At 71.0% G+C, this 21727-nt stretch carries 15 protein-coding genes and 1 pseudogene; 11 read left to right on the top strand and 5 right to left on the bottom strand.

Annotated features, from left to right (window positions below):
• The first annotated feature begins 19 nt into the window (after window positions 1–19).
• From IEY33_RS10790 to IEY33_RS10830, 9 genes are all read left to right on the top strand, one after another.
• A complete protein-coding gene (locus IEY33_RS10790; RefSeq protein WP_188963337.1) occupies window positions 20–853 on the top strand; it encodes a carbohydrate ABC transporter permease in 834 nt (277 codons plus the stop codon).
• A complete protein-coding gene (locus IEY33_RS10795; protein ID WP_188963275.1) occupies window positions 850–1776 on the top strand; it encodes a carbohydrate ABC transporter permease in 927 nt (308 codons plus the stop codon). The genes IEY33_RS10790 and IEY33_RS10795 overlap by 4 nt, the downstream gene beginning before the upstream one ends.
• Entirely contained in the window at window positions 1776–2279 is a 504-nt protein-coding gene (locus IEY33_RS10800; protein WP_188963276.1) for an NUDIX domain-containing protein, read from the top strand. The genes IEY33_RS10795 and IEY33_RS10800 overlap by 1 nt, the downstream gene beginning before the upstream one ends.
• Complete coding sequence (locus tag IEY33_RS10805; RefSeq protein ID WP_229670940.1) at window positions 2276–3670, top strand: FAD-dependent oxidoreductase; 1395 nt, start codon at window positions 2276–2278, stop codon at window positions 3668–3670. Before IEY33_RS10800 ends, IEY33_RS10805 begins: the two co-directional genes overlap by 4 nt.
• Window positions 3667–5166 (top strand): DUF4127 family protein, encoded by a 1500-nt coding sequence (locus IEY33_RS10810; protein ID WP_188963277.1) that lies wholly within the window; start codon window positions 3667–3669, stop codon window positions 5164–5166. The genes IEY33_RS10805 and IEY33_RS10810 overlap by 4 nt, the downstream gene beginning before the upstream one ends.
• Window positions 5166–6071, top strand: a complete 906-nt coding sequence (locus tag IEY33_RS10815) for an ROK family protein (RefSeq protein WP_188963339.1) — start codon at window positions 5166–5168, stop codon at window positions 6069–6071. The genes IEY33_RS10810 and IEY33_RS10815 overlap by 1 nt, the downstream gene beginning before the upstream one ends.
• A complete protein-coding gene (locus tag IEY33_RS10820) occupies window positions 6056–6904 on the top strand; it encodes a MurR/RpiR family transcriptional regulator (RefSeq protein WP_188963278.1) in 849 nt (282 codons plus the stop codon). Before IEY33_RS10815 ends, IEY33_RS10820 begins: the two co-directional genes overlap by 16 nt.
• 165 nt (window positions 6905–7069) lie before the next feature.
• On the top strand, window positions 7070–9217 hold the full coding sequence (locus IEY33_RS10825; protein WP_188963279.1) for a putative bifunctional diguanylate cyclase/phosphodiesterase: 2148 nt from the start codon (window positions 7070–7072) through the stop codon (window positions 9215–9217).
• 74 nt (window positions 9218–9291) lie between these two features.
• On the top strand, window positions 9292–10008 hold the full coding sequence (locus IEY33_RS10830) for a phosphatase PAP2 family protein (RefSeq protein WP_188963280.1): 717 nt from the start codon (window positions 9292–9294) through the stop codon (window positions 10006–10008).
• Window positions 10009–10015: 7 nt separating this feature from the next.
• Here IEY33_RS10830 and IEY33_RS10835 read toward each other — a convergent pair whose 3' ends face one another.
• Both IEY33_RS10835 and IEY33_RS10840 read right to left on the bottom strand, forming a co-directional pair.
• Window positions 10016–10690, bottom strand: a complete 675-nt coding sequence (locus IEY33_RS10835; protein WP_188963281.1) for a phosphatase PAP2 family protein — start codon at window positions 10688–10690, stop codon at window positions 10016–10018.
• A gap of 122 nt (window positions 10691–10812) precedes the next feature.
• Window positions 10813–11376 carry a VIT1/CCC1 transporter family protein gene (locus IEY33_RS10840; RefSeq protein WP_188963282.1) on the bottom strand — a complete coding sequence of 188 codons (564 nt, stop codon included), beginning with the start codon at window positions 11374–11376 and terminating at the stop codon, window positions 10813–10815.
• Window positions 11377–11550: 174 nt separating this feature from the next.
• On the opposite strand from IEY33_RS10840, the gene IEY33_RS10845 reads away from it, so the two are divergent.
• A complete protein-coding gene (locus IEY33_RS10845; protein ID WP_188963283.1) occupies window positions 11551–12468 on the top strand; it encodes an aldo/keto reductase in 918 nt (305 codons plus the stop codon).
• An 81-nt stretch (window positions 12469–12549) separates the two neighbouring features.
• Here IEY33_RS10845 and IEY33_RS10850 read toward each other — a convergent pair whose 3' ends face one another.
• Window positions 12550–15189, bottom strand: a complete 2640-nt coding sequence (locus IEY33_RS10850; protein WP_188963284.1) for an SMP-30/gluconolactonase/LRE family protein — start codon at window positions 15187–15189, stop codon at window positions 12550–12552.
• Window positions 15190–15441: 252 nt separating this feature from the next.
• Entirely contained in the window at window positions 15442–17436 is a 1995-nt protein-coding gene (locus IEY33_RS10855) for a hypothetical protein (RefSeq protein WP_188963285.1), read from the bottom strand.
• A gap of 248 nt (window positions 17437–17684) precedes the next feature.
• Here IEY33_RS10855 and IEY33_RS19585 point away from each other — a divergent pair.
• A pseudogene (locus IEY33_RS19585) lies at window positions 17685–21047 on the top strand (polysaccharide deacetylase family protein); the annotation flags it as partial.
• Between the two features lie 29 nt (window positions 21048–21076).
• Here the strand turns inward: IEY33_RS19585 and IEY33_RS10865 are convergent.
• On the bottom strand, window positions 21077–21403 hold the full coding sequence (locus IEY33_RS10865) for a YnfA family protein (RefSeq protein ID WP_188963287.1): 327 nt from the start codon (window positions 21401–21403) through the stop codon (window positions 21077–21079).
• Window positions 21404–21727 lie beyond the last annotated feature (324 nt).

Below are 21727 nucleotides of genomic sequence, written 5' to 3' on the forward strand. Positions count from 1 at the left end.
GGCACTCGCGTACGCGTTCATGCTGCCGTTCCTGGTGCTGCTCGCCGTGTACCACACGTGGCCGGTGCTGTTCGGCACGTACCTGGCGTTCACGGAGTACAACGTGATCAGCCCGCCGCGCTTCGTGGGCCTCGCGAACTTCCAGCGGCTGCTGCACGACGACCAGTTCTGGAGCGGCGTCGTGAACAGCCTGAAGTACCTGATGGTCGTGCCGGTCCTGCAGCTCGCGTCCATCGGGCTCGCGATGCTGGTGAACCGGCCCCTGCCGGGCATCGGGTTCTTCCGCACCGCGTACTACGTGCCGGTCGTGACGAGCTTCGCGGTGGTGGGCCTCATCTGGACGTGGATGTACCAGCAGGACGGTCCCGTCACCTTCGTGCTGCAGCACCTGGGCCTCATGAAGGAACCGCACAGCCTGCTGAACGACCCCGGCAAGGCCCTGTATGCCGTAATGTTCGTGACGCTCTGGAAGGGCATCGGGTACTACATGGTGCTGTACCTCGCGGGCCTGCAGGGCGTTCCGAAGGACCAGGAGGAGGCGGCCGAGATGGACGGCGCGACGCGCCTGCAGGTGTTCTGGCACGTGACGCTGCCCGCCCTGCGTCCCACCGTGCTCGTGTGCAGCCTGCTGAGCACCATCAGCGCCATCAAGGTCTTCGAGGAGGTGTACGTCATGACGTCCGGCGGGCCGGTCGGCAGCACGTACACGGCCCTGTTCTTCACGTACGCCAAGGCCTTCCAGGACTTCCAGTACGGGTACGCCGCCGCGGCGGGCCTGGTGATCGCGGTCATCAGCCTGATCTTCGGGGCCATCAATTTCCGCCTCACGCGCGGCGGACGGAGCGACGCATGACCACTTCCTCTTCCCCTGTCCGGGCCGCGCCGAGCGCGAGCGACCTGAAGCGCCGCCGGGCGCGCCGCACGCGCCTCGGGAACGCCGCGGCGTACCTGGTGCTGGGCGTGATCGCCGTCATCACGCTGTACCCGTTCTACTGGACGTTCATCACCAGTCTGGAGAACACCGGCAACATCTACGACGCCAAACTGCTGCCCGGCAGCCTGAGCCTGCGGAACTACGCGGCGGTGTTCACGGGCACGACGGTGCCGTTCTGGCGGATGGTGGTGAACAGCCTCGTGATCTGCGCGGCGGGCGTGGGCGGCAGCGTGGCGCTGGCGGCGCTGGCGGCGTACCCGCTCGCGAAGATGCGGTTCCCGGGACGGGACGCGGTATTCATCGGGATCCTGACCCTGATGGTCCTGCCGAACGAGGCGGGCCTGATCGTGAACTACGTGACGACCATCAAGCTGGGGCTGCTGCAGGTGCACGGCGGGCCGTTCGGGGACGCGCTGAACACCGTGAGCGGGTACGCGGCGATCGTGCTGCCGAGCCTGTCGAGCATCGTGGGCCTCTTCCTGATCCGTCAGGCGTACCTCGGGATTCCGCAGGAGCTGATCGAGGCGGCCCGCATCGACGGCGCGCGGGAACTGACGATCTGGCGGCGCGTGATGCTGCCGCTGGCCCTGCCGACCATCGTGGCGTTCGCGATCCTGGAGTTCGTGGCGTTCTGGAACAGTTTCCTGTGGGCGCGCATCCTGCCACTCGACGGGCAGATGCTGCCGCTGTCGGCGGGCCTGCTGAACCTGAGCGGGCAGTTCAGCACGAACTCGCGCGCCGTGATGGCGGGCGCCGTGCTGACCGTCCTGCCGATCCTGGTGGTGTTCCTGTTCGGGCAGCGGTACTTCATGCGGGGCCTGGAAGGCGCGGTGAAAGGCTGATGTCCGCCGGTCAGCGGTTCTACGTGAACGCCCGCGCGATCATCGAGCGTCTGCACGAGGGGCGCACGCAGGTGCTGCTGCAGCGGCGCCAGAAGCCCCCGGAACGCTGGGAGTTCCCGGGCGGGCAGTTCGACCCGTTCGAGGGCATCCTGGCGGCCCTGGCGCGCGAGGTGCAGGAGGAGACGGGCCTGAGCGTCACGCGGGTGCTGGATGATCCCGGGCGTCATGTGACCGATTCGGACGAGGCGAGCGTGGAGTGCCTGAAGCCTGCCTTCGTGTATCAGACGACGCGCGGGCCGGTGGACAGCGTCGGCTTCTACTTCCGGGTGGAGGCGCAGGGCACGCTGACGACGCATGGCGACGAGGCGGGCGGGCACACGTGGGTGGACCGGCGCGCCCTGCCGGCCCGGCTGGCGGGCACGCCGGAGGACTTCGACTGGCTGACGCGCGCGGCGCTCGGCGCGTACCTGAGGGAGCACGAGCGGTCCCTGGGGGAGGCGTGAGCGGCGAGTCGCGGATGGTGCCGCTGCCGGTCGCCGTGCCGGGGGAGCGCTGGGACGTGATCGTGGCGGGCGGCGGGACGGCCGGGGTGTTCGCGGGCGTGTCGGCCGCGCGGGCGGGCGCGCGGACGCTGGTGGTGGAGGCGTTCGGCAGCGTGGGCGGCAGCGGCACGAACGCGCAGGTGACGCCGCTGATGCGCAACGTGAGCAGCGGCGTGAACCTCAACCGGGGCCTGACCGACGACCTGAAGCGCCGCATGATCGCGCGCGGCGACGGGGCCGTCGACCCGAACGGGAACGACAACTGGTTCAACCCGGAAGGCATGAAGTACGTGCTGGAACGGATGCTGCTGGAGGCGGGCGCACGGGTGCTGTACCACACGCACGTCGTGGCGCCCATGCTGGACGGCGAGCGGCTGAGCGGCGTGATCGTGCACAACAAGGGCGGCCTGCAGGAGTTGCGGGCGGACGTGTTCGTGGACGCGACGGGCGACGCGGACCTCGCGGTGGCGGCGGGCGTGCCGTTCATGGCGGGCGACGAGGACGGCGTGCATCAGGCGATGAGTCTGCGGTTCACGCTGGCGGGCGTGAACCTGGCGCGCCTGAACGATTTCCTGGGGCCGCTGGGGCAGGGCAGTTCGGACGCGGCGTTCCTGCATTTCTGGATGGTGTGGGAGAAGGGCAGCCGTCTGGAGCCGCTGTTCCGGGAGGCGGTGGCGCGCGGCGTGCTGCTGGAGCGCGACGGGGATTACTTCCAGGCGTTCAGCATGCCGGGCCGTCCGGGGGAGCTGAGCTTCAACTGTCCGCGGATTCGCGCGGACCTGAACGACGGGGCGGACCCGTGGCACCTGAGTGACGCGCAGGTGGACGGCCGGGAGGGCGTGGAGCGGCTGCTGGCGTTCTGCCGCGCGTTCCTGCCCGGCTGTGAGGACGCGTACCTCGCGGCGTACGCGCCGATGGTGGGGGTGCGCGAGTCGCGCCGCATCCGGGGTGAGTACGTGCTGACGCTGGACGACATCCTGGAGTGCCGGACCTTCCCGGACGCCGTGTGCCGCAACCATTACCCGGTGGACATTCACACGGTCCGGTCGCGGGAGAAGCTGCAGCACACCACGACGGGCGACGCGCCGTACTTCCGGAAGGACACCTTTCACGAGATTCCGTTCCGGGCGATGCTGCCGATTGGCGTCACGAACCTGCTCGTGCCGGGCCGCACGGCGAGCGCGACGTTCGAGGCGCAGTCCGCGATCCGGGTGCAGCAGAACTGCCACAGCATGGGGGAGGCGGCGGGGCTCGCGGCGGCGACGGCGGCGCGGGAGCACGGCGGGAACGTGAAGGCCGTGGACGCTGCCCGCCTGCGCGTGGAGTTGCGGGCGCTGGGAGCGAACGTATGACGCGGGTGCTGCTCGTCCCGCCGGACACGCGCCCGCCGACCCTGTCGCACCCGGTGCAGCTGGGCGCGCTGGCGGGCGCGGAGGTGCGGACGCCGCCGCCGGAGGCGCTGCCGTCCTTTCACACGCCGGGCGATGTGCGCGCGCTGGCCGCGTGGCTGGAGCGGGAGGCGGGCTCGGCGGACGTGCTGATCGTGTGCCTGGAGACGCTGACGCTCGGCGGGATGATCCCGGCCCGGCGTGTGAACGACGCCCTGGAGGCGGTGCTGGAACGCCTGACGCTGCTGGAGCGCCTGCACGCGGCGCATCCGGCGCTGCGGATCCTGGCGTTCGGGGTGGTGGTGCGCGTCGCGCACGACAACGACCCGCACGAGGAGAAGCCGTACTACGGCGAGTGGGGCGCGGCCCTGCGGGCGTACAGCGCGGCCTTCGACCGGCACGCGCGGCACGGGGACATGGAGCGTGCCGCTCTGGACGGGGCGCGCGCGGCCGTCCCGCCGGACGTGCTGACCGACTGGGTGGGCACGCGGGCCCGCAATCACGCGCTGCACGTCGCGGCGCTGGACCTGCTGGCGCGCGGGACGCTCGCGCACCTGTGCCTGACGCTCGACGACACGAGCGAGTACGGGCTGGCCGCGCACGACCGCCGCGCGCTGGAAGGCCGCGCGGACGCGCTCGGCGTGTGGGAGAGGTTCGACATCTACCCCGGCGCGGACGAGGTGCCCGCCACCCTGATGGCACGCGCCCTGCTGCCGGGGCCGTCGCGGGTGTTCGTGCGGTACAGCGGCACACTCGGCGCGGGCGCGGGCCTGATCTACGAGGACCGCCCGGCGGGAGAGCTCGTGCGGGCGCACCTGCGGGCCGCGCACTGCCGTCCCGTCGCCCGGCCGGAGGACGCGGAGTTCGTGCTGGCCGTGAACACGCCCGGCGAGCGGCAGGCGAACCGGCAGCCGGACCTCGCGGTGGTGGACACGCCCGCGCGGCACCTGCCGGCCTTCGTGGACGACCTGCGGGACGATCTCGCGGCGGGGCGCGCGGTGAGCGTCGCGGACATCGCGTACCCGAACGGCGCGGAGCGCCGCCTGTGGACGCTGCTGGACGCGGTGCCGCTCGCGCAGCTGAGCGGGTACGCGGCGTGGAACACGGCCGGGAACACGCTCGGGTCGGCGATCGCCTTCGGTCGTCTCGCGGCGCTCGCGCGTGGCCCGGAGCGGCGGCGCGCTCAGCTGGAGGCGGTGTTCGCGCGGATGGTGGACGACGCGCTGTACCAGTCGTTCGTGCGTCCGGAGGTGCGCGCACAGTTGCGCGACCCTTCCCCGTTCGACCTGGGGGAGCAGCGCGGCGAGGCTGAAACGCAGCTGCGGGCGCGGATCACGCCGCTCGCGCGGGCGCTGTGGGAGCGGCACTTCGCGGGGAGCGGGCACGCGCTCGGGTGGGGGGAGCCGCACCTGGCGTGGCCGCGCCTCTTCACGGGCGTGTTCCCGCTGGAGGTGACGTGATGCCGGTCCTGAGTTTCGACATCGGCGGGACCGGCACGCGCGTGGCCCTGGTGGACGGCGCGGTGGTGCTGGAGCGCGCGCAGGTCGTCACGCCCAGGCCGGCCACACCGGACGCCGTGCTGGCCGCCGCCGTGGCGCTTGCCGCGCCGCTGGCGGGCCGGGCGGACGCGGTGGGGGTGGCGTGTGCGGGCGCCGTGACGGACGGGCACGTGACCGCGACGGCCGTCGCGACGTTTCCCGGGTGGACGGACGTGCCGCTCGCGCCGCGGATCACGTCGGCGCTGGGCCTGCCGGCCCGCGTGCTGAACGACGCGCGGGCGGCCGCGTGGGGGGAGGCGCGGGCGGGCGCGGGGCGCGGCGTGAGCGAGTTCATGTTCGTGACGGTCAGCACCGGCGTCGGCGCGGGCCTGGTGCTGGGCGGGCGGCTGCACCTGGCCGCGAACGGCCTGGACGCCGAACTCGGGTTCACGTACCTGCCGCTTCCTCCCTGGGACGAGGACGGAGGAGTGAGTCCGGAGCCGGTCACGCTGACTGGCGTGGGAACGCTCGCGGCGCTGGAGCACCAGGCGAGCGGCACGGCCCTGGGCCGGGCGGCCACCCGGCTGGGCCTGCCGGGCGCGCGGGAACTCGCGGACGCGGCCCTGCTGGGCGACCCGGCGGGCGCGGCGATCGTGCAGCGCAGCGCGGCGCTGGTCGCGTGGCGCTGCGCGGACGCGGCGGCCCTGCTGGGCGTGACGCGCGTCGCGCTGGGCGGCAGCGTCGGCCTGCGCCCCGAGTACCTGCACCAGGTCCGCGAGGCCCTCGGGGCCTTCCCCGCCCGGTACCGGCCGGAGGTGAGGGCCGCTGAGCTGGGTGGGGACGCCGGACTGATCGGCGCGGCCCTCTGGGCGTGGGAGCCGTCCTGAACCCCGCGCAGGGCGGCGCGCTCGTGCGGCTGCGCGCCCAGGACCGCCTGCCGCCCGCCCTTGCCCGCATCGGTGCGCGCATCCTGGAACACCCGCAGGGCGTGCTGCTGCAGAGCGTGACGGAACTGTCCCTCGCGGCCCACGCGGGCGAGGCGAGCGTGATCCGCCTGTGCCGCGAGCTGGGCTTCAAGGGCTTCCAGGACTTCAAGCTCGCGCTGGCCGCCGACCTCGCCGTCACGCCGCAGGAGGACGGCGACCCCGTCAGCGCGCACGGCATCCTCGCGCGCAGCGCACAGCTCGCGCACGGCGCGGTGACCGACACCCTCAAGGTTCTCGACCCGCAGGCGCTCGAACGGGCGGCAGAGGCGCTCTCGGGCGCGTCGCAGGTGCTCGTGACGGGGCAGGGCGCGAGCGGCGTGACGGCGCAGGACTACGCGTACAAGCTGCTGCGGCTCGGGCTGAACGTCACCACGACGGCCGATCCGCACCTCGCCGCGATGCTCGCCGCGACCCTCCCGGCGGACGGCGCCGTGATCGGTATCACCCGGTCCGGCAGCACCATCGACACGGTGCACGTCCTGCGGATCGCCTGCGAGCGTCACCTGCACACCATCGCGGTCACGCAGCGTCCGCTGAGTCCGGTCACGGCCCTGGCGGGCGTGGTGCTGCATTCCGCCCGCCCGGAGGGACCGCTGGCGGGCGGGTCGGTCGCCAGCAAGATCAGCGAGATGCTGGTGCTGGAGGCGCTCTTCACGCTCATCGCGACGCGCCGGCCGGGCGCCGAGGACGCCGTTTCGAGCACGGCCGCCGCGGTCGTCGAGAAGAGCTTCTGAGTCGCGCGAGTGAAACTCCGTATCCAAGGCTACACTTCCTGAACATTGCATAAGCACGCTGTACGGGAGGGACAGGTCCCCTTCCGCTAAACTCGGCGACAGTTCCAAAGACGATGGTGCGTTTCCCTTCCCGGCCGTCCAGACCCACCGTTCTCCGGAGACCCGATGCACCGATCCTCCACCTCCAGCGTCGCCCCTCCTGCCCAGGACGGTGACGCTGCCGCGACCTACTTCCGGGTGCTCGACCGGATGGTGGACCTGTCCGGTGCGGTCCGGGGGCTCATCGCCGCGCCCGTCCGGGTGGGCGGGCCGTTCGAGATCCTGTCCAGCCGGAACGTGTCGCCGGGGCTGCTGCAGCGTCTGCGGCACTTCACGCTGCTGCCGGGCAGCGAACTCACGGCGGCCGTCCGGACCGCGCGGCCCTTCCTGCTGTCAGACGCCATGCGCGGCGAGCTGCCGCCGGGCAGCCGCCTGGACCGCACGCTGACCGCGCAGCTGGGACCGGTGCTGATGCTGCCGGTCGACGTGCAGGGCGAACTGCTGGCCCTCGTGGCCCTGAACGTCCCGCACGGCCTGCCGGACGCTGCGGTCCTGGCGGACCTCCTGAATGCCAGCCGCGACCTGCTGCCGGACCTGCGGGGAGCGCAGCTGCAGCGCAGCGAACTGCAGGCCGACACCATGCTGGAGGTGCTGGAGGAGGGCGTGCTGCTGTTCGACCCGGCGGGACGGATGCTGCGCGCCAACGCGGCCGCTCGGCGCATCGCGGGCGTGGAGCGGGACGGCGACCTGCCCGGCGCCTTCGATGACCGCTGGGGGCTGATGGACGTGCACGGCCTCCCCCTCCCGATGCACGCCTACCCGGTCGCGAGCGCCATCCGGGCCGGGCAGTCGGTGCGGGACATCGAGGCGATGTACGTCCGCCCGGACGGTCGGCGGATCGTGGTGTCGATCAACGCCACGCCGCTCGTGGTGGACCAGACGGGACGGGGCGCGGTCGTGTCGTTCGTGGACATCACCGCGAGGCATCACCTGCAGGCGCAGTTACGGGCGCAGGCCATGCAGGACCCGCTGACCGGCCTTCCGAACCGCCGGGCCCTGCAGGTCCTGCTGGAGCAGCTGTGCCTGCAGGACGCGCAGGGCCAGACGATGCTGCTGCTCGTCTGCATCGAGCGCTTCAAACGCATTTCGGACCGGCACGGGCAGCAGGTCGCGGAGACGCTGGTGCAAAAGGTCGCGCGGCGCATCCAGGCGCATCTGGCGCCGAACGGGACGGTCGCGCACCTGTCCGGGCACGAGTTCGTGGTGCTGCACCCGGTGCGTGACGAGGGGCACGCGGAACAGCTGACCTGCGCCCTGCTGGGCGCGCTCGCACTGCCTTACGAGGCGGCCGGGGTGGACGTCACGCCCACCTTCCGGGCGGGGTTCGTGCTACACCCGCAGGACGGCTTCACGCCCGGCGAACTGCTGCGGCACGCGGACCTCGCCCTGCAGCAGGGACGGTCCGGCCTGGACGGCCACTGGCAGCGGTTCACGCCGGACCTCGCGGCGTCACGGCACCGCCGCGACCGGATCGAGACGCACCTGCAGACCGCCATCGCCCAGGAACGCCTGCACGTGCATTACCAGCCGGTCACCTGCCTGCAGAACGGCCGGATCACCTCGCTGGAGGCCCTGCTGCGCTGGACGGACGAGGAACTTGGCGTGGTCAGCCCCGCCGAGTTCATTCCCGTGGCGGAAAGCACCGGCCTGATCCGGACGCTCGGACAGTACGTGCTGCGAGAGGCGCTGCGGCAGGTGCGCGAATGGAACAGTGCGGCCACCCACCCGGTCAGCGTGAACGTCAACGTGAGCGCCTCGCAGCTGCACCACGCGACCTTCCCGGAGGAGGTCCGGGACGCGCTGGAACGCGCGGGCGTCGCCGCGCACCACCTGACGATCGAAGTGACGGAGGCCGTCGCCGTGAACGACCTGCCGAACGTGACCCGGCACCTGCAGCACCTGAAACGCCTGGGGGTGCGGGTCGCACTCGACGATTTCGGCACCGGGCACTCCAGCCTCGCGGTGCTGAACCGCCTCCCGATCGACATCCTGAAGCTCGACCGGCAGTTCGTGCAGGGCGTGCACCTCGACCACACCAAGCAGGTCCTGCTGCGAAACGCCGTCCGGCTCGGGCTGGAGCTGGGCTTCCAGGTGGTGGCGGAGGGCGTGGAGGTGCAGCCGGAACTGGAGTTCCTGCTCGGCTGCGACTGCACGCACGTGCAGGGCTTCCTGCTCGCGCGGCCCGCGCCGCCCACCGCGATCGCCCTGCCCTGAAGAACTGCCGGACCTAAAGGTTTTCGTACGCCGCACCTGCCGGTTTCGCAGGGGTGCGCGGCGTTCAATGAGGGATGCTTTCCCGTACCCGCGACGACCTCCTGCCCTTCGTGCGCACGCACTGGCGCGCCCTTCTCACGCTCCTGGCGCTGGTGCTCGTGCCGCTCGGGCTGTTCGCGCACCTCGTGCACGAGGTCTTCCGCGAGGGCGGCTTCGGCTGGGATCAGGCGGTCCTGAACCTGTACGCGAATCACCGGACGCCTGCCCTGACGCGCGTGGCCGAGACGCTCGGCGTGGTGGGCGGCACGGCGGTCCTGCCGTTCGTCGTGCTGGCCATCGCGTGGGGTCTCGCGCGGGTGGGCGGACGCCCGCACGCGTGGTTCCTGGTCCTGAGCGTGAGCGGCGCCACCCTGCTGAACGTCGCCGCGAAGGTCGTGTTCCGGCGGCCCCGCCCCGACGAACTCCTGTCGGTGCTGGCGGAACCCGGCTTCAGTTTCCCCAGCGGGCACGCCATGGCGAACGCCGCCTTCGGTGCGGCGATCGCCCTGATCTTCTGGAGGTCTCGCGCCGGGTGGCCCGCCACCATCCTCGGGACGCTGTGGGCCGTGGCGGTCGGCGTGAGCCGCAACTACCTGGGGGTGCACTACCCGTCGGACGTGCTCGCCGGATGGACGGCCAGCGTGGCGTGGGTGACCGGCCTGCACCTGCTGATGGTGCGGCGCTGGCCTCACCTGCGGCAGTCCCCGCTCGGCCGTCAGGACACCCGTACGCCCGCCGGACCGGCCCGGTAATGCCGCGTCAGTCCCGGTTCCGGGCGACACCGCGCAGCGTGAGGAGGGTCGCGGCGGTGGTCGCCGTGCCCAGGCACCACCCCGCCAGGACGTCCGTCGGGTAGTGCGCGCCGAGGTACACGCGACTCCACCCGACCAGCAGGACGAGTGCAGCTGCACCGGACGCCCACCACCAGCGGCGCGGCGAGCGCCACCCGAATGCCGCCACGCTGAGCAGCAGTGCGGACGATCCGGCCGCGTGACCGCTCGGGAAGGCGTACACGGTGCGCGGCAGGGGCGGCGACTGCACGGTGAGGTGCTCGCGGATGTGGGCCTGCCGCGCGGTACGGACCGTCTGACCCTGCACCTGCGCCACAGGCCGCCGCACCACCTGCTTCACGGCCTCGTTCGCGGCGCTCACCAGCAGCACGTTCACGAGCAGCACCACGGCCCAGCGGCGACGCCCGCGCCACCACAGGACGGCTGCCAGCAGCACCGCGAGCAGCAGCACCACCTGAGGGCTGCCGAGGTTCGTGACGAGCACCGCCAGCAGCGTGCCCGGCGTGCTGTGCCCGGTCGCCAGTGCGTTCAGGAGCGACTGGTCGCCCGCCCACCCGTGCGCGAGCGGCAGCATCGCCACGAGCGGCACGGCCACTGCCGACCACGCCCAGCTCCAAGTCCACCCTCTCCCCTCGCCGTTCATCCTGCACAGTATGCCCGCCCGCGCGTTCCGACCAGGAACTGTCGACCGTGGCCGGGCTCGCCGGACCTTCAGGGCCTCGCGGGCGGCGCAGCACGCTGCGGAAGGCGCCGGGCGGGGGAGGTTCAGCCTGCCGCGCCGAGCCTGCCGAGCCAGACGCCCACGCCGAACACGACGGCTCCGCCCACCACGACCTGCAGGACGGTCTGTACGAGCGGGCTGCGCATGTAGCGGTACTTGATGAAGCTGATCAGGATCAGTTCGATGAGCACGACGATGTACGCGAGCATCAGGGCGGTCCGCAGGTCGGGGAGCAGGAACGGGAGGGTGTGGAGCATGCCGCCGAGGATGGTGGCGATGCCGGTGATGATGCCGCGCACGGTGGGGTGGCCGCGTCCGGAGACGACGCCGTCGTCGCTGAGCGCTTCGGCGAGACCCATGCTGATGCCCGCGCCGACGCTGGCGGCAAGGCCGACGTAGAAGGCATCGAGGGGTTTTCCGGTCAGGCCGGCGGTCGCGAAGATCGGGGCGAGGGTGCTGACGGAGCCGTCCATCAGGCCGAGCAGGGCGGGCTGGATCTTCTGGAGGATGAAGCTCTGGTCGTCCGTGTGGCTGGGAGCGCTTTCGGGGGTGACGTTGGCCTGCGGGAGGCCCTGGGTGGTGCCGGGTCGGGGCTGGGGCGCGGTCATGAACGGAGCTTATCAGGAACAATTCTCAATAAGCAAACCTATGGGCCAACTCGGAATTCCTCCCGGCACCACCCCCACCTTGCGGTGCCAGGAGGCGTATGGTCCAATACGGACCCTGTCACAGGCCCACCACCACCACACCCCACCAGCGCCGACCACCGGCGAGGAGCACCCATGAAGACCATGAAACTCGGTTCCAGTGACCTGCAGGTCCCCGTCGTCGCCGTCGGCTGCATGCGCCTCGACTCGCTCAGCCGCACCGACGCGGAACGCTTCGTGCAGTCCGCCCTCGACGTCGGCGCGAACTTCTTCGACCACGCCGACATCTACGGCGGCGGCGAATGCGAACGCATCTTCGCCGACGCCGTCGGCATGTCCGCCAGCACCCGCGAGAAGCTCATCCTGCAGAGCAAGTGCGGCATCCGCAAAGGCATGTTCGACTTCAGCAAGGAACACATCCTCGCGTCCGTGGACGGCATCCTTGAACGCCTGCGCACCGACTACCTCGACGTGCTCCTCCTGCACCGCCCCGACGCGCTCGTGGAACCCGACGAGGTCGCCGCCGCCTTCGACGAACTGGAGCGCAGCGGCAAGGTCCGGCACTTCGGCGTCTCCAACCAGACGCCCATGCAGATCGAACTCCTGAAACGCAGCGTGCGCCAGCCGCTCGTCGCGAACCAGCTGCAGCTCAGCATCACCAACGCCACCATGATCACGCGCGGCTTCAACGTCAACATGGAAAACGCAGAGGCCGTCGACCGCGACGGCGGCATCCTCGACTACTGCCGCCTGCACGACATCACCATCCAGCCGTGGTCGCCCTTCCAGTTCGGCTTCTTCGAGGGCGTGTTCCTCGACCATCCCAAGTTCCCGGAACTGAACGCCAAGATCGACGAGGTCGCCGCCCGTCACGGCGTCAGCAACACCACCATCGCCATCGCGTGGCTGCTGCGCCACCCGGCGCACATGCAGCCCGTCACCGGCACCACCAACCCCGACCGCCTGCGCGACTGCGTGCGCGCCGCCGACGTGCAGCTCTCCCGCGAGGACTGGTACGGCATCCTGCTCGCCGCCGGAAACACCCTCCCCTGACATCGGCACAACCACGCTGAACCTGAGCTCAAACGAACACGGCCGCCCTTCACCGGGGCGGCCGTGTTGGCATGATGTAGCTCAGTCGAGGTGCGAAGTCGCAGGGGTCGGAGACGAGAAGATCACGTCCACACCGCCCTGCCGGTTGAGGACCGTGGAGTCGAAACCCGTCCCGAGATTGACTGCTCTGCTCGTCAGGGCATTCACGTCGATCCGGACCACGGTATTCGACGTCTTCGCCCAGAGGACTCCGGGCTGGACGGCGTCAAACCCGATCAGCGAGTCGATGTACGGCAGCGTGATGACCGGGGTACGGGTGCTGCCGTCCGGGAGCGCCTGACGCAGCGTGCCGTAATCCCAGAACCAGCCGGTGCCGTCATTGGCATACACTGCCCCGTACCGCCCGTAGTTGCCGCCCACAGGCGTGACCGAATCGGCCGCCGTGTCGATCAGATACGCCACTCCGGTGTACTGGGACGCCACGATGCGCCGGCCGTCCGTGCTGACCGTCCAGGTGAGGGAACGGTAGTCGCGGGTGGCGTCCACCACCGTGACGGTCCCGTCCGGGTTGGTGTGGACCAGACTGCCCGCCGGGTTCTGGGCGTACCAGAAGCGGCCCTGCGCGTCGATCACCGGGCCGGAGGCAGCAGTGAGGCTCTCCGCGTACACCGTCTCCTGCATGCTGCCGTCGTCGTGGTACGTCCGGAGGCGCTGTCCGTCCGGACCACCGTAGGCGATCAGGTCACCCGAAGGGGCAGACAGGACCGTCCATATGATCCGGTAGTCCTGAATCGTGTCGAGCGTGAAGCTGGCGGCTGCCACGCCATTCACGTAGCGCGTGAACGTCAAGGTCTGCGTACCACTGTACGGACTGGTGGTCCGGACCCACAGTCCGTTCGCGGCAGGATACACGCCGTTGTTGACGGGGAGTGCCGTGCGTTTCGGCAGGACGTTCAGGGTAAACGACGCGGCCTGAGGGTAGGAGAACTGGGAGAGGGGGACGCTGAACGTGAACGTGACCTTCGAAGCTCCGACCATTGCGTCCGCCGCCACCTGCAGGGGCAGCGTCACGGTGGTCGGGCCGCTGGACGTGACCTGCACCGTCTGCGGGGGGACCGTCACGCCCGTCGGCAGGCCGCTCACACCCACCGTGACCGGGCCGTTGAGGCCGTTCACGCTGTACAGGCTGAGCGTGACACTGCCCGAATCGCCCAGTGCGACGTTGACGGGCAAGGGTGTCCCGTACGAGGACAGGCTGACGCTGGGGGTCAGCACCTGCAGCGAGAGCGGCATCTGCCCGAGCGGCGCGTCGTTGCCGTCCTTGAGGACCAGCGCATCGGAGGACAGGAAGTAAGGGTGGTCGGGCGCGTCTGCGGCCGCGACGAACGTGAGTGGCGTGCTGAGCGCCTGCGCGCGCAGGCCCTGCGTGCCGAGGCTCGCGAGGTTCACGGTGGACGGCTCGACCGTCACGCCGGGAACCGTGGTGGAGAGGCGCACCGTGCCGCTGTACCCGCCGAGCTGCAGGAACTTCACGTTGCGGGTCACGCGCTCGCCGGGATGCAGGACGATGGTACTGGTGTCCGTGACGGAGGCACTCACGCCAGCGGCGTTGCGTACCGCCGTGAGGACACTGCGGGCCCCGCTGTTCAGGTCGTAGACGTTCGACCCGAAGACCTCCACGGCGTTCCAGCCTGCTTTGAGGTGAACGGAGTAGTAGGTGTTCCCGAAGCACCAGACGTTGCCTTCAATGTCGACCGGCGCCTTGGCGTAGACGTGCGCGACCCTGGACGTGGAACGACGCCCCCCGGCCACGATGGATTCCTGCAGCGTCCCGATCGGGTCGCCCTGCACGCCTGTGGTCCGCAGGGCGTCGTACACCGCGATCTCGGCGTCGGAGTCGGAGATCGTGCCGGAGAAGGAGCACCCGAACGAGAAGTAGTTGCTCGGCATGATAACCCGCGTGAAATCCGAAGCGGCAGGCACGGCGGGCAGCGCGTAGTCCACCTCTCCGGCCGCACCGATGTCGAAGCCCGGCGCGGTGTACAGCGAACCGAACGTCGCCCGACCGCCGTACAGCGCCGTGTCGGTCACGCGGCCCCGGATACGCGTGGCGTCCGGAACGGAACCCGTCGCGGTCAGCGCCGGGTCGTCCTGGACGGGCGTGAACACCAGGCGGAAGTTGTACACGTCGGATTTCGGGCTGTCCGGGTCGATGCCCTCGATGTCGACGCCGAGCGTGACGGTGGTGTGCTCACCCGGTGCGAGCGCGAGCGCGACCCGCCACCCGGCGTTCTGCACCGTGGCGCTCAGGCCCGCCGGGGGGACCGGCACCACACCGCTCACGTCGAGGTCAGAGCGGTAGATGTTCCCGGTGTAAGTGATTTCACCGGTGGCCGGGTCGAGGGTCTCGCCCGAGGTGGCCTGCAGGCTCGCGGCCTTCGCGGAGGCGTCGCTGCCGTCGAAGTACGTCAGGGCGCGGTACGGGGTGCCCGCGATGGTGGGCGTGGACGCGTTGTTGCTGGGGTCGCCGTCCGTGTCGGCCGTGACGGTCGGCAGGAAGTACAGGTTGCTCAGGGTGGCCGCCGTGGTGTTGGTGACCTGGAAGGTCGCCTCCACGTGCCGCACCTTGCGCACGCGGTCCGTGAACGACGCCACGCTTATCGGCGTGGGCGTGATGGCGATCGCCTCGTCGGGCGCGTTCACGAGGCCTTGGGCAGTCATGCGGGAGGGCGTCAGCGTCTGCGCTTTCACGGCGGGCGTGTCGGCGCCCACCGACTGGAAGGCAACCTCGTACAGCGGTCCGGCAGCGTGAACTTCACTGCCCGGCTGGGTCGCTGGGGTCGGCCTGGTCGCCGTGGGAGTCGGAGGGGTCGAGCATGCGGCCAGCAGCAGCGGCAGGCCGAGACTGGCGAGAAGGGATCGGCGGATGTTCAAGAGTGTCTCTCCGGGAGGGCAGGAAGGAAGTTCTTCGGTTCAAGGGTTAGAAGACGTGACAACCAGCGTGGCAGTGGTGAAGGAGGAAGCGCTGTTCGGCCGGTCAGTCTGCAGTGTGATGGTGCTGGGCCCGGTGGGCGCGTCCGCAGTGGCCGTGACCTGCAGGCTCGCCAGGGCGTTTCCTGGGGGGCCACTCACCTGGACCGTCTGCGGTGTCGCGGTCACGCCTCGCGGCAAGCCGGAAAGGCTGACAATGACTGGACCGTTCTGGCCGTGCGTACCGTATAGGGTCACGTATACAGTCGTCGTTCCACCCTGAGGCAGCATCAGATCGGAAGTATTGAGGGTTGCGTACACGCCGGGCACGCTGAGATCCACGTTGATGGGTGTGCTCCCGAGGACCGTGCCGCCCGTGTCGCTGACGGTGAGGGCGTCCGTGAAGGTGTACCAGGTGTGGGCGGGCGCGTCCGGCGCGGCGATGAAGGTGATGGGCGTGGAGAGCGCCTGCGTGCCGAGGCGGCCGAGGGTGATGGTGGAGGGTTCCACGGTGACACCGGGGACGTTCGTGCCGAGCGTGACGGTGCCGCTGTACGCGCCGACCTGCAGGAAGCGGGCGTTCCGGGTGACGCGCTCGCCGGGGTGCAGGGTGATGGTGGAGTTGTCGGTGAGGGTGGCGGTGACGCCGGGGGGGCGGCGCGTGAGGGTCAGGACGCTGCGGGCGAGCGGGTCGAGGTCCTTCATGACCTGCGCCTGGTTGGTGCCGCTGATCTCGATGGCGTTCCAACCGGGCTTGAGGTGCAGGTCGTAGTCGGTGGTGAGGGGGCGGTTGGAGCAGCTGACCTTGGCCTGCAGCACCAGGGTCTCCCGGCCTGGGTTGTACACGCGGGCGACGATGGCGCCGTTCACCTTGGCGTGGCTGACGATCGTTTCCTGCACGGTCGCGACCGGGTCGCCGTCGGCACTCGAGGCGAGCAGTCCGGCGTACAGGGCGAACAGGGCTCTGGAGTCGCTGACGGTGCCGCTGTACTTGCAGGGGTCACCGGCGGGCGGGACGGCGAGCGTCAGGTCCGCGGAGGGCGGCACGTCCGTGACCGGAAGATTCACGGCGCCGGCCGTCCCGATGACGGTCTGCGCCCCGAACTGGCTGCGGGGCAAGCTGACGCCGTTCACGAGCCTGAGGCTGCCGCCGTACACGGCGGAGTCGTTCAGGGTGCCGCGGATGCTGCCGGGGTTGACGGCCGTGCCGCTTGCGGCGGTGGAGGGGTCGTCCTGCGCGGCCGTGACGAGCAGCGTGAAGTTGTAGGGGTTGGCTTTGGGGTTGCTGAGGTCGATGCCCTGCTCGCTCACGGAGAAGGTGACGGTGGTGCTCTGGCCGGGCGCGAGTGACGGGGAGACCTGCCAGCCCTGGTTCTGTACGGCGGCGCTCAGTCCGGCGGGCGGGGTGGGCGTGATGCCGGTGGCGTCGAGGCCGGTGAGGAAGGGGTTGCTGCCGGGGTCGTCGCTGCTGGTGCCGGTGGCGGCATTGAGGATCCGTGCGCGTTCCGGGGCGAGTGTGGTGGCGCGGGCGGCCGCGTCGCTGCCGTCGAAGTACTGCACCGACTGGAAGGGGGTGCCGGTGATGGTGGGTGGGGCGCCGTTGTTGCCGGGGTCGGCGTCGGTGTCGGTGGTGACGGTCGGCAGGAAGACGAGGTTGTCGAGGGTGGCGGCGGTGGTGTTGGTGACCTGGAAGGTCGCCTGGATGTGCCGGGTTCGGGTGGCGGGGTCCGTGAAGGCGGACGTGGCGATGGGGGCGCTGCTGACGGTGAGCGTGGCGGGGCCGGCCACGAGGCCCTGCGTGCCGAGGTGCTGGCCGACGCTGCTGGCCCTGACGGTGGGGGCCTTGTCGGTGACGCCCTGGAAGGTGATGGCGTACAGTGCGCCGAGTCCGGGGGCGGGGGTGACGGTGGGGGTGGTGGGTGCGGCGGTGGGGCCGCAGGCGGCGAGGAGCGCCAGGCCTGCGGTGACGGGGAGGAGGGTGGACAGGATGTTCTTCAACGGCGACCTCGCGTGGCGTGGAGAGTGACAGGCAATAAAGCTGCGATTCTAAAGATATCTTCATTTCTTCACCCTGTCAGGTCATCTGTCACTCACGTTGGGCGGACGGGCTGCCGGTGTCGTCCGGCGCTTTAGCGCGGCTTTACCTTCGGGGCCTACCTTCCGCGCATGACGTTCGAGCGCCGACCTGATCCCGTGCCGTCTGCCGAGCCTGTGTCCTTCGTGTTCGCGGACCCCGGCGGTCGGCGATGGCGCACCCTGCGGCTGGTGCTGCTGGTGTGTGCGGGCGTGGTGGGGCTGCTGCTGGCGGGGCTGGGCGTGAGCGTGGCGTTCAGGCCTGCCCTGCCGGGACTGGCGCTGCTCGACACGGCGCCCGCGCAGGAACGGCGCACGTTCATGGAGCGCGTGCATCCGGGCACGCCCGTGGCAGCGTTCGCCCCGGCTCTCCCGGCGGCGCACGGGACGCGGGGCGCGCCGGAGGTGACGGGCTTCTACGTGAACTGGGACGACAACAGTTTCAGTTCCCTCCGGCAGCACCTCTCGTCCCTGACGGAACTCGACCCGGAAGCGCTGCACTTCACGGACGCGGGGCTCCTCCCGGACGATCCGGTGAAGACCGCGAACCTGCTCGCGTTCCTGCACGCCCAGCCGGGGCGCGGGGTGCGGCTCGTGCCGCTCGTGAACAACTACGACAACCGGACGCAGGCGTGGCAGAGTGCCCCGCTCGCGCGGATGCTGCGCAGTGTGGACGAGCGGCGGGCGCTGGAGGATCACCTCCTGCGGTACGTGCGGCAGGTGGGCGGGGCGGGCCTGATGATCGACTTCGAGCAGGTGCCGGCGGACGTGCAGCCGCAGTACGTGGCGTTCCTGCATGAACTGCATGCGCGCACGCGGGCGAACGGGTGGCGGCTGAACGTGGCGCTCCCGCTGGACGACGACAACTACCCGTACGCGCAGCTGGGAGCGGCCGTAGACCGCGTGCACCTGATGGCGTACGACGAGCACGATGACGGCGGCGCGCCCGGCCCGGTCGCCGCGCAGGGCTGGCTGCAGGACACCCTGCAGGCCCGGCTGGCGCAGCTGCCCGCGGGCGAGGTGGTGCTGGACGTCGGCAATTACGGGTACGACTGGGGCGCGCACGGCGGCAGCACCCTGTCGTACCAGGACGCGGTCACGCAGGCGCAGTCGGCGGGCGTGTCGCCGCACCTGGACGCGGGGAGCCTCAACCCGACGTACACGTACCGCGCGGCAGACGGGGCGCACACGGTGTGGTACCTGGACGCGGTCAGCACCTTCGATTCGGTGCAGGCGGCGCGGCGGCTCGGGGTGAATCAGGTGGCGCTGTGGCGGATGGGGACCGAGGATCCGCGCGTGTGGAGGGTGCTGAACAGAACGGCGCTCGGCACGCCCGGCCTGCTCGGGCAGGACGTGGTGGGCGCCCTGCGGCCGCTGCCGTACGGGTATGACCTCGCGTACCGTGGCCGTGGCGAGCTGCTGCGGGTGGTGTCGCAGCCGCGCGACGGGCTGCGCGCCCTGACCTTCGAGGCGGGGCGGGGCCTCGTGACGGGCGAGCGCACGGTGCGTCCCGCGAGTCCCTTCGTGATCGGCCGCTGGGGGAGCACGCACCCCAGGGACATCGCCATCACCTTCGACGACGGTCCGGACCCCACCTGGACGCCGAAGCTGCTGGACATCCTGCATGCCGCGCAGGCGCCCGCGACGTTCTTCGTGGTGGGCCTGCAGGCGCAGCAGTACCCGGGCCTGGTGCGTCAGGAGGTCGCGCGGGGCATGAGGTCGGCTCGCACTCGTTCACGCACCCGAACCTCAGCATGGTCTCCCCCACCCAGGTGCGGCTGGAGCTGGACGCGACGCAGCGCCTGCTGCAGAGCGAGCTGGGGCGCGGCACGCTGCTCGTCCGGCCGCCGTTCGCGGAGGACGTGGAGCCGGCCACGCCGGAGCAGGCGCGCGTGCTGCAGCAGGCGAGCGCCCTGGGGTACACGACGGTCGGGATGGGCGTCGACCCGGAGGACTGGGCGAAGCCCGGCACGGACGCGATCGTGCGGGCCGTGCTGCAGCAGGTGCAGGACGGGGCGGGTCAGGTGGTGCTGCTGCACGACGCGGGCGGGAACCGCGCGCAGACGGTGGCGGCCCTGCCGCGCATCATCCGTGAGCTGCGCGCCCACGGGTACCGGCTGGTGACGGTGTCGGCCCTGGCGGGCCTGTCGCGCGAGCAGGTGATGCCGCCCACCACCGGCGTCGGTGCGTGGCTGACGCGGGCGGGCGGCTTCGGGTTCGGGCTCGTCACGGCGTTCGGGGTGCTGCTCGCGGCGCTGTTCGTGACGGGCATCGTGCTCAGCTGCCTGCGGCTGGCGTTCATCAGCGTGCTGGGCCTGCTGGAGGCCGCCGGGCGCGGACGACAGGACAGGGACGCGCCGGGTGTGGCGGCGTTCCTCGTGCCGGTCACGGTGCTCGTCCCGGCCTTCAACGAGGAACGCGTGATCCTGGCGACCGTGGCGAGCCTCCTTACGCAGGGCGACGCTTCGCAGGTGCGGGTCCTCGTGATCGACGACGGCAGCAGCGACAGGACGGCGCAGGTGGCGCTGGACGCGTACGGCACGCACCCGCAGGTGGAGGTGCACCGCGTTCCGAACGGCGGGAAGGCCAGCGCCCTGAACCACGGGCTGCGGCTCGCGCGGACGGACGTGGTGGTCGTGATCGACGCGGACACGCAGCTCGCGCCGGGCGCCCTGGCGGCCCTGACGCGGCCCTTCGCGGACGGCTCGGTTGCCGCGGTGGCCGGGAACGCCAAGGTCGGGAACCGCGTGAACCTCCTGACGCGCTGGCAGGCGCTGGAGTACATCACGGCGCAGAACGTGGAGCGGCGCGCGCTGGCCCTGCTGAACAGCGTGTCGGTCGTGCCGGGCGCGATCGGCGCGTGGCGCCGGGACGTGCTGCTGGAGGTGGGCGGCTTCGCCACCGACACGCTCGCCGAGGACGCGGACCTGACCCTGCGGGTCCTGGCGGCGGGGTGGCGCGTCACGTACGAGCAGCGGGCCGTGGCGTTCACGGAAGCGCCGCAGACGGTGCGCGGTTTCCTGAAGCAGCGGTTCCGCTGGATGTACGGCATCCTGCAGGCCACGTGGAAGCAGCGGGGCGCGGTGCGGGCCGGGCAGCGGCGTCTGGCGTTCGTGACGCTGCCGAACGTGCTGGTGTTCCAGGTGGTGCTGCCGCTGGTGAGTGCCCTGCTGGACGCGGCGATGCTGATCAGCACGGCGTGGAACGTTCAGCAGGCGAGGTTCCATCCGGATTCGCCCGGCATGAGCGGTCACGTGCTGGCCTTTTACCTGCTGTTCGTGGGGGTGGACCTGTTCGCGGGGGTGCTGGCGTTCGCGCTGGAGCCGGGCGAGCGCTGGAGTCTGCTGCTGTGGCTGCCGCTGCAGCGGTTCTTCTACCGGCAGCTGCTGTACGTCGTGGCGATCCGGGCGACGCTGGCCGCGCTGCGTGGCGGGACGGTCGGCTGGGGCAAGCTCGAACGGCTCGGGACGGTCCGGCTCGGGACGGAGGGCGTGCGGCAGGGCGAGCCGCGGACGGGGGGCGGAGCCGCCGGTGACTGAACGCACGGCCGGTCGCCCGGCCGGGTTCAGCGGGGCCAGTACGCGATGACGGCCGCGCCCACCAGGGCGAGAAGGGCACCCCACAGGCTCGGCGCGTCCGGCACGTGGCCGTCCACCACCCGGCCCCACAGCAGCGAGAACACGATGAACAGCCCGCCGTACGCGGCGTACGTGCGCGCGAAGTCGAGGCTCTGCGCCTGCAGGGTCGGGAGGACGCCGTACAGCACGAGCATGAGCGCGCCGACCGCGCCCACCCAGACGGGGCGCCCCTCGCGCAGCCACAGCCACATCAGGTAGCCGCCTCCGATCTCGGCGAGGCCTGCCAGGGCGAACAGCAGCACGGAACGCAGCATGCAGGGCAGTGTAGAGGGTGCGGCCCGGTCGCGGGGAGGTCGGGGACCGGAGGCGCAGCTTGCCCTGCGGTACGAATGCAGGAGGGAACGGCGGAGCGGTCGCCGCGGCAGGCTTCACAGCCTCGTGAAGGCAGGGGTGAGAGACCTGTGACGGGCGGCGCTCTAGAGTGAAGGTGTCGGCCGGGCGCCGTATCCGCCCGGTCCGTGAGGAGTGCTCGTGATCGTTGTCTTCGAGACCGGTGGGGTGCGCGTGCGTTGTCCCGGTGCGGGGCAGGAGGACGTCGTGACGCGCCCGGGCGGGAGGCTCGCGTATGATTCTGGGAG

Origin of the sequence: Deinococcus aquiradiocola (genome assembly GCF_014646915.1) — a bacterium.
Lineage (GTDB): Bacteria > Deinococcota > Deinococci > Deinococcales > Deinococcaceae > Deinococcus > Deinococcus aquiradiocola.

Coding starts and splice junctions, on each gene's coding strand:
- IEY33_RS10790 (WP_188963337.1), top strand. CDS start 20: ATGCTGCCGTTCCTGGTGCTGCTCGCCGTGTACCACACGTGGCCGGTG.
- IEY33_RS10830 (WP_188963280.1), top strand. CDS start 9,292: ATGCTTTCCCGTACCCGCGACGACCTCCTGCCCTTCGTGCGCACGCAC.
- IEY33_RS10795 (WP_188963275.1), top strand. CDS start 850: ATGACCACTTCCTCTTCCCCTGTCCGGGCCGCGCCGAGCGCGAGCGAC.
- IEY33_RS10815 (WP_188963339.1), top strand. CDS start 5,166: ATGCCGGTCCTGAGTTTCGACATCGGCGGGACCGGCACGCGCGTGGCC.
- IEY33_RS10865 (WP_188963287.1), bottom strand. CDS start 21,403: ATGCTGCGTTCCGTGCTGCTGTTCGCCCTGGCAGGCCTCGCCGAGATC.
- IEY33_RS10850 (WP_188963284.1), bottom strand. CDS start 15,189: ATGACTGCCCAAGGCCTCGTGAACGCGCCCGACGAGGCGATCGCCATC.
- IEY33_RS10835 (WP_188963281.1), bottom strand. CDS start 10,690: ATGAACGGCGAGGGGAGAGGGTGGACTTGGAGCTGGGCGTGGTCGGCA.
- IEY33_RS10840 (WP_188963282.1), bottom strand. CDS start 11,376: ATGACCGCGCCCCAGCCCCGACCCGGCACCACCCAGGGCCTCCCGCAG.
- IEY33_RS10810 (WP_188963277.1), top strand. CDS start 3,667: ATGACGCGGGTGCTGCTCGTCCCGCCGGACACGCGCCCGCCGACCCTG.
- IEY33_RS10845 (WP_188963283.1), top strand. CDS start 11,551: ATGAAGACCATGAAACTCGGTTCCAGTGACCTGCAGGTCCCCGTCGTC.
- IEY33_RS10825 (WP_188963279.1), top strand. CDS start 7,070: ATGCACCGATCCTCCACCTCCAGCGTCGCCCCTCCTGCCCAGGACGGT.
- IEY33_RS10800 (WP_188963276.1), top strand. CDS start 1,776: ATGTCCGCCGGTCAGCGGTTCTACGTGAACGCCCGCGCGATCATCGAG.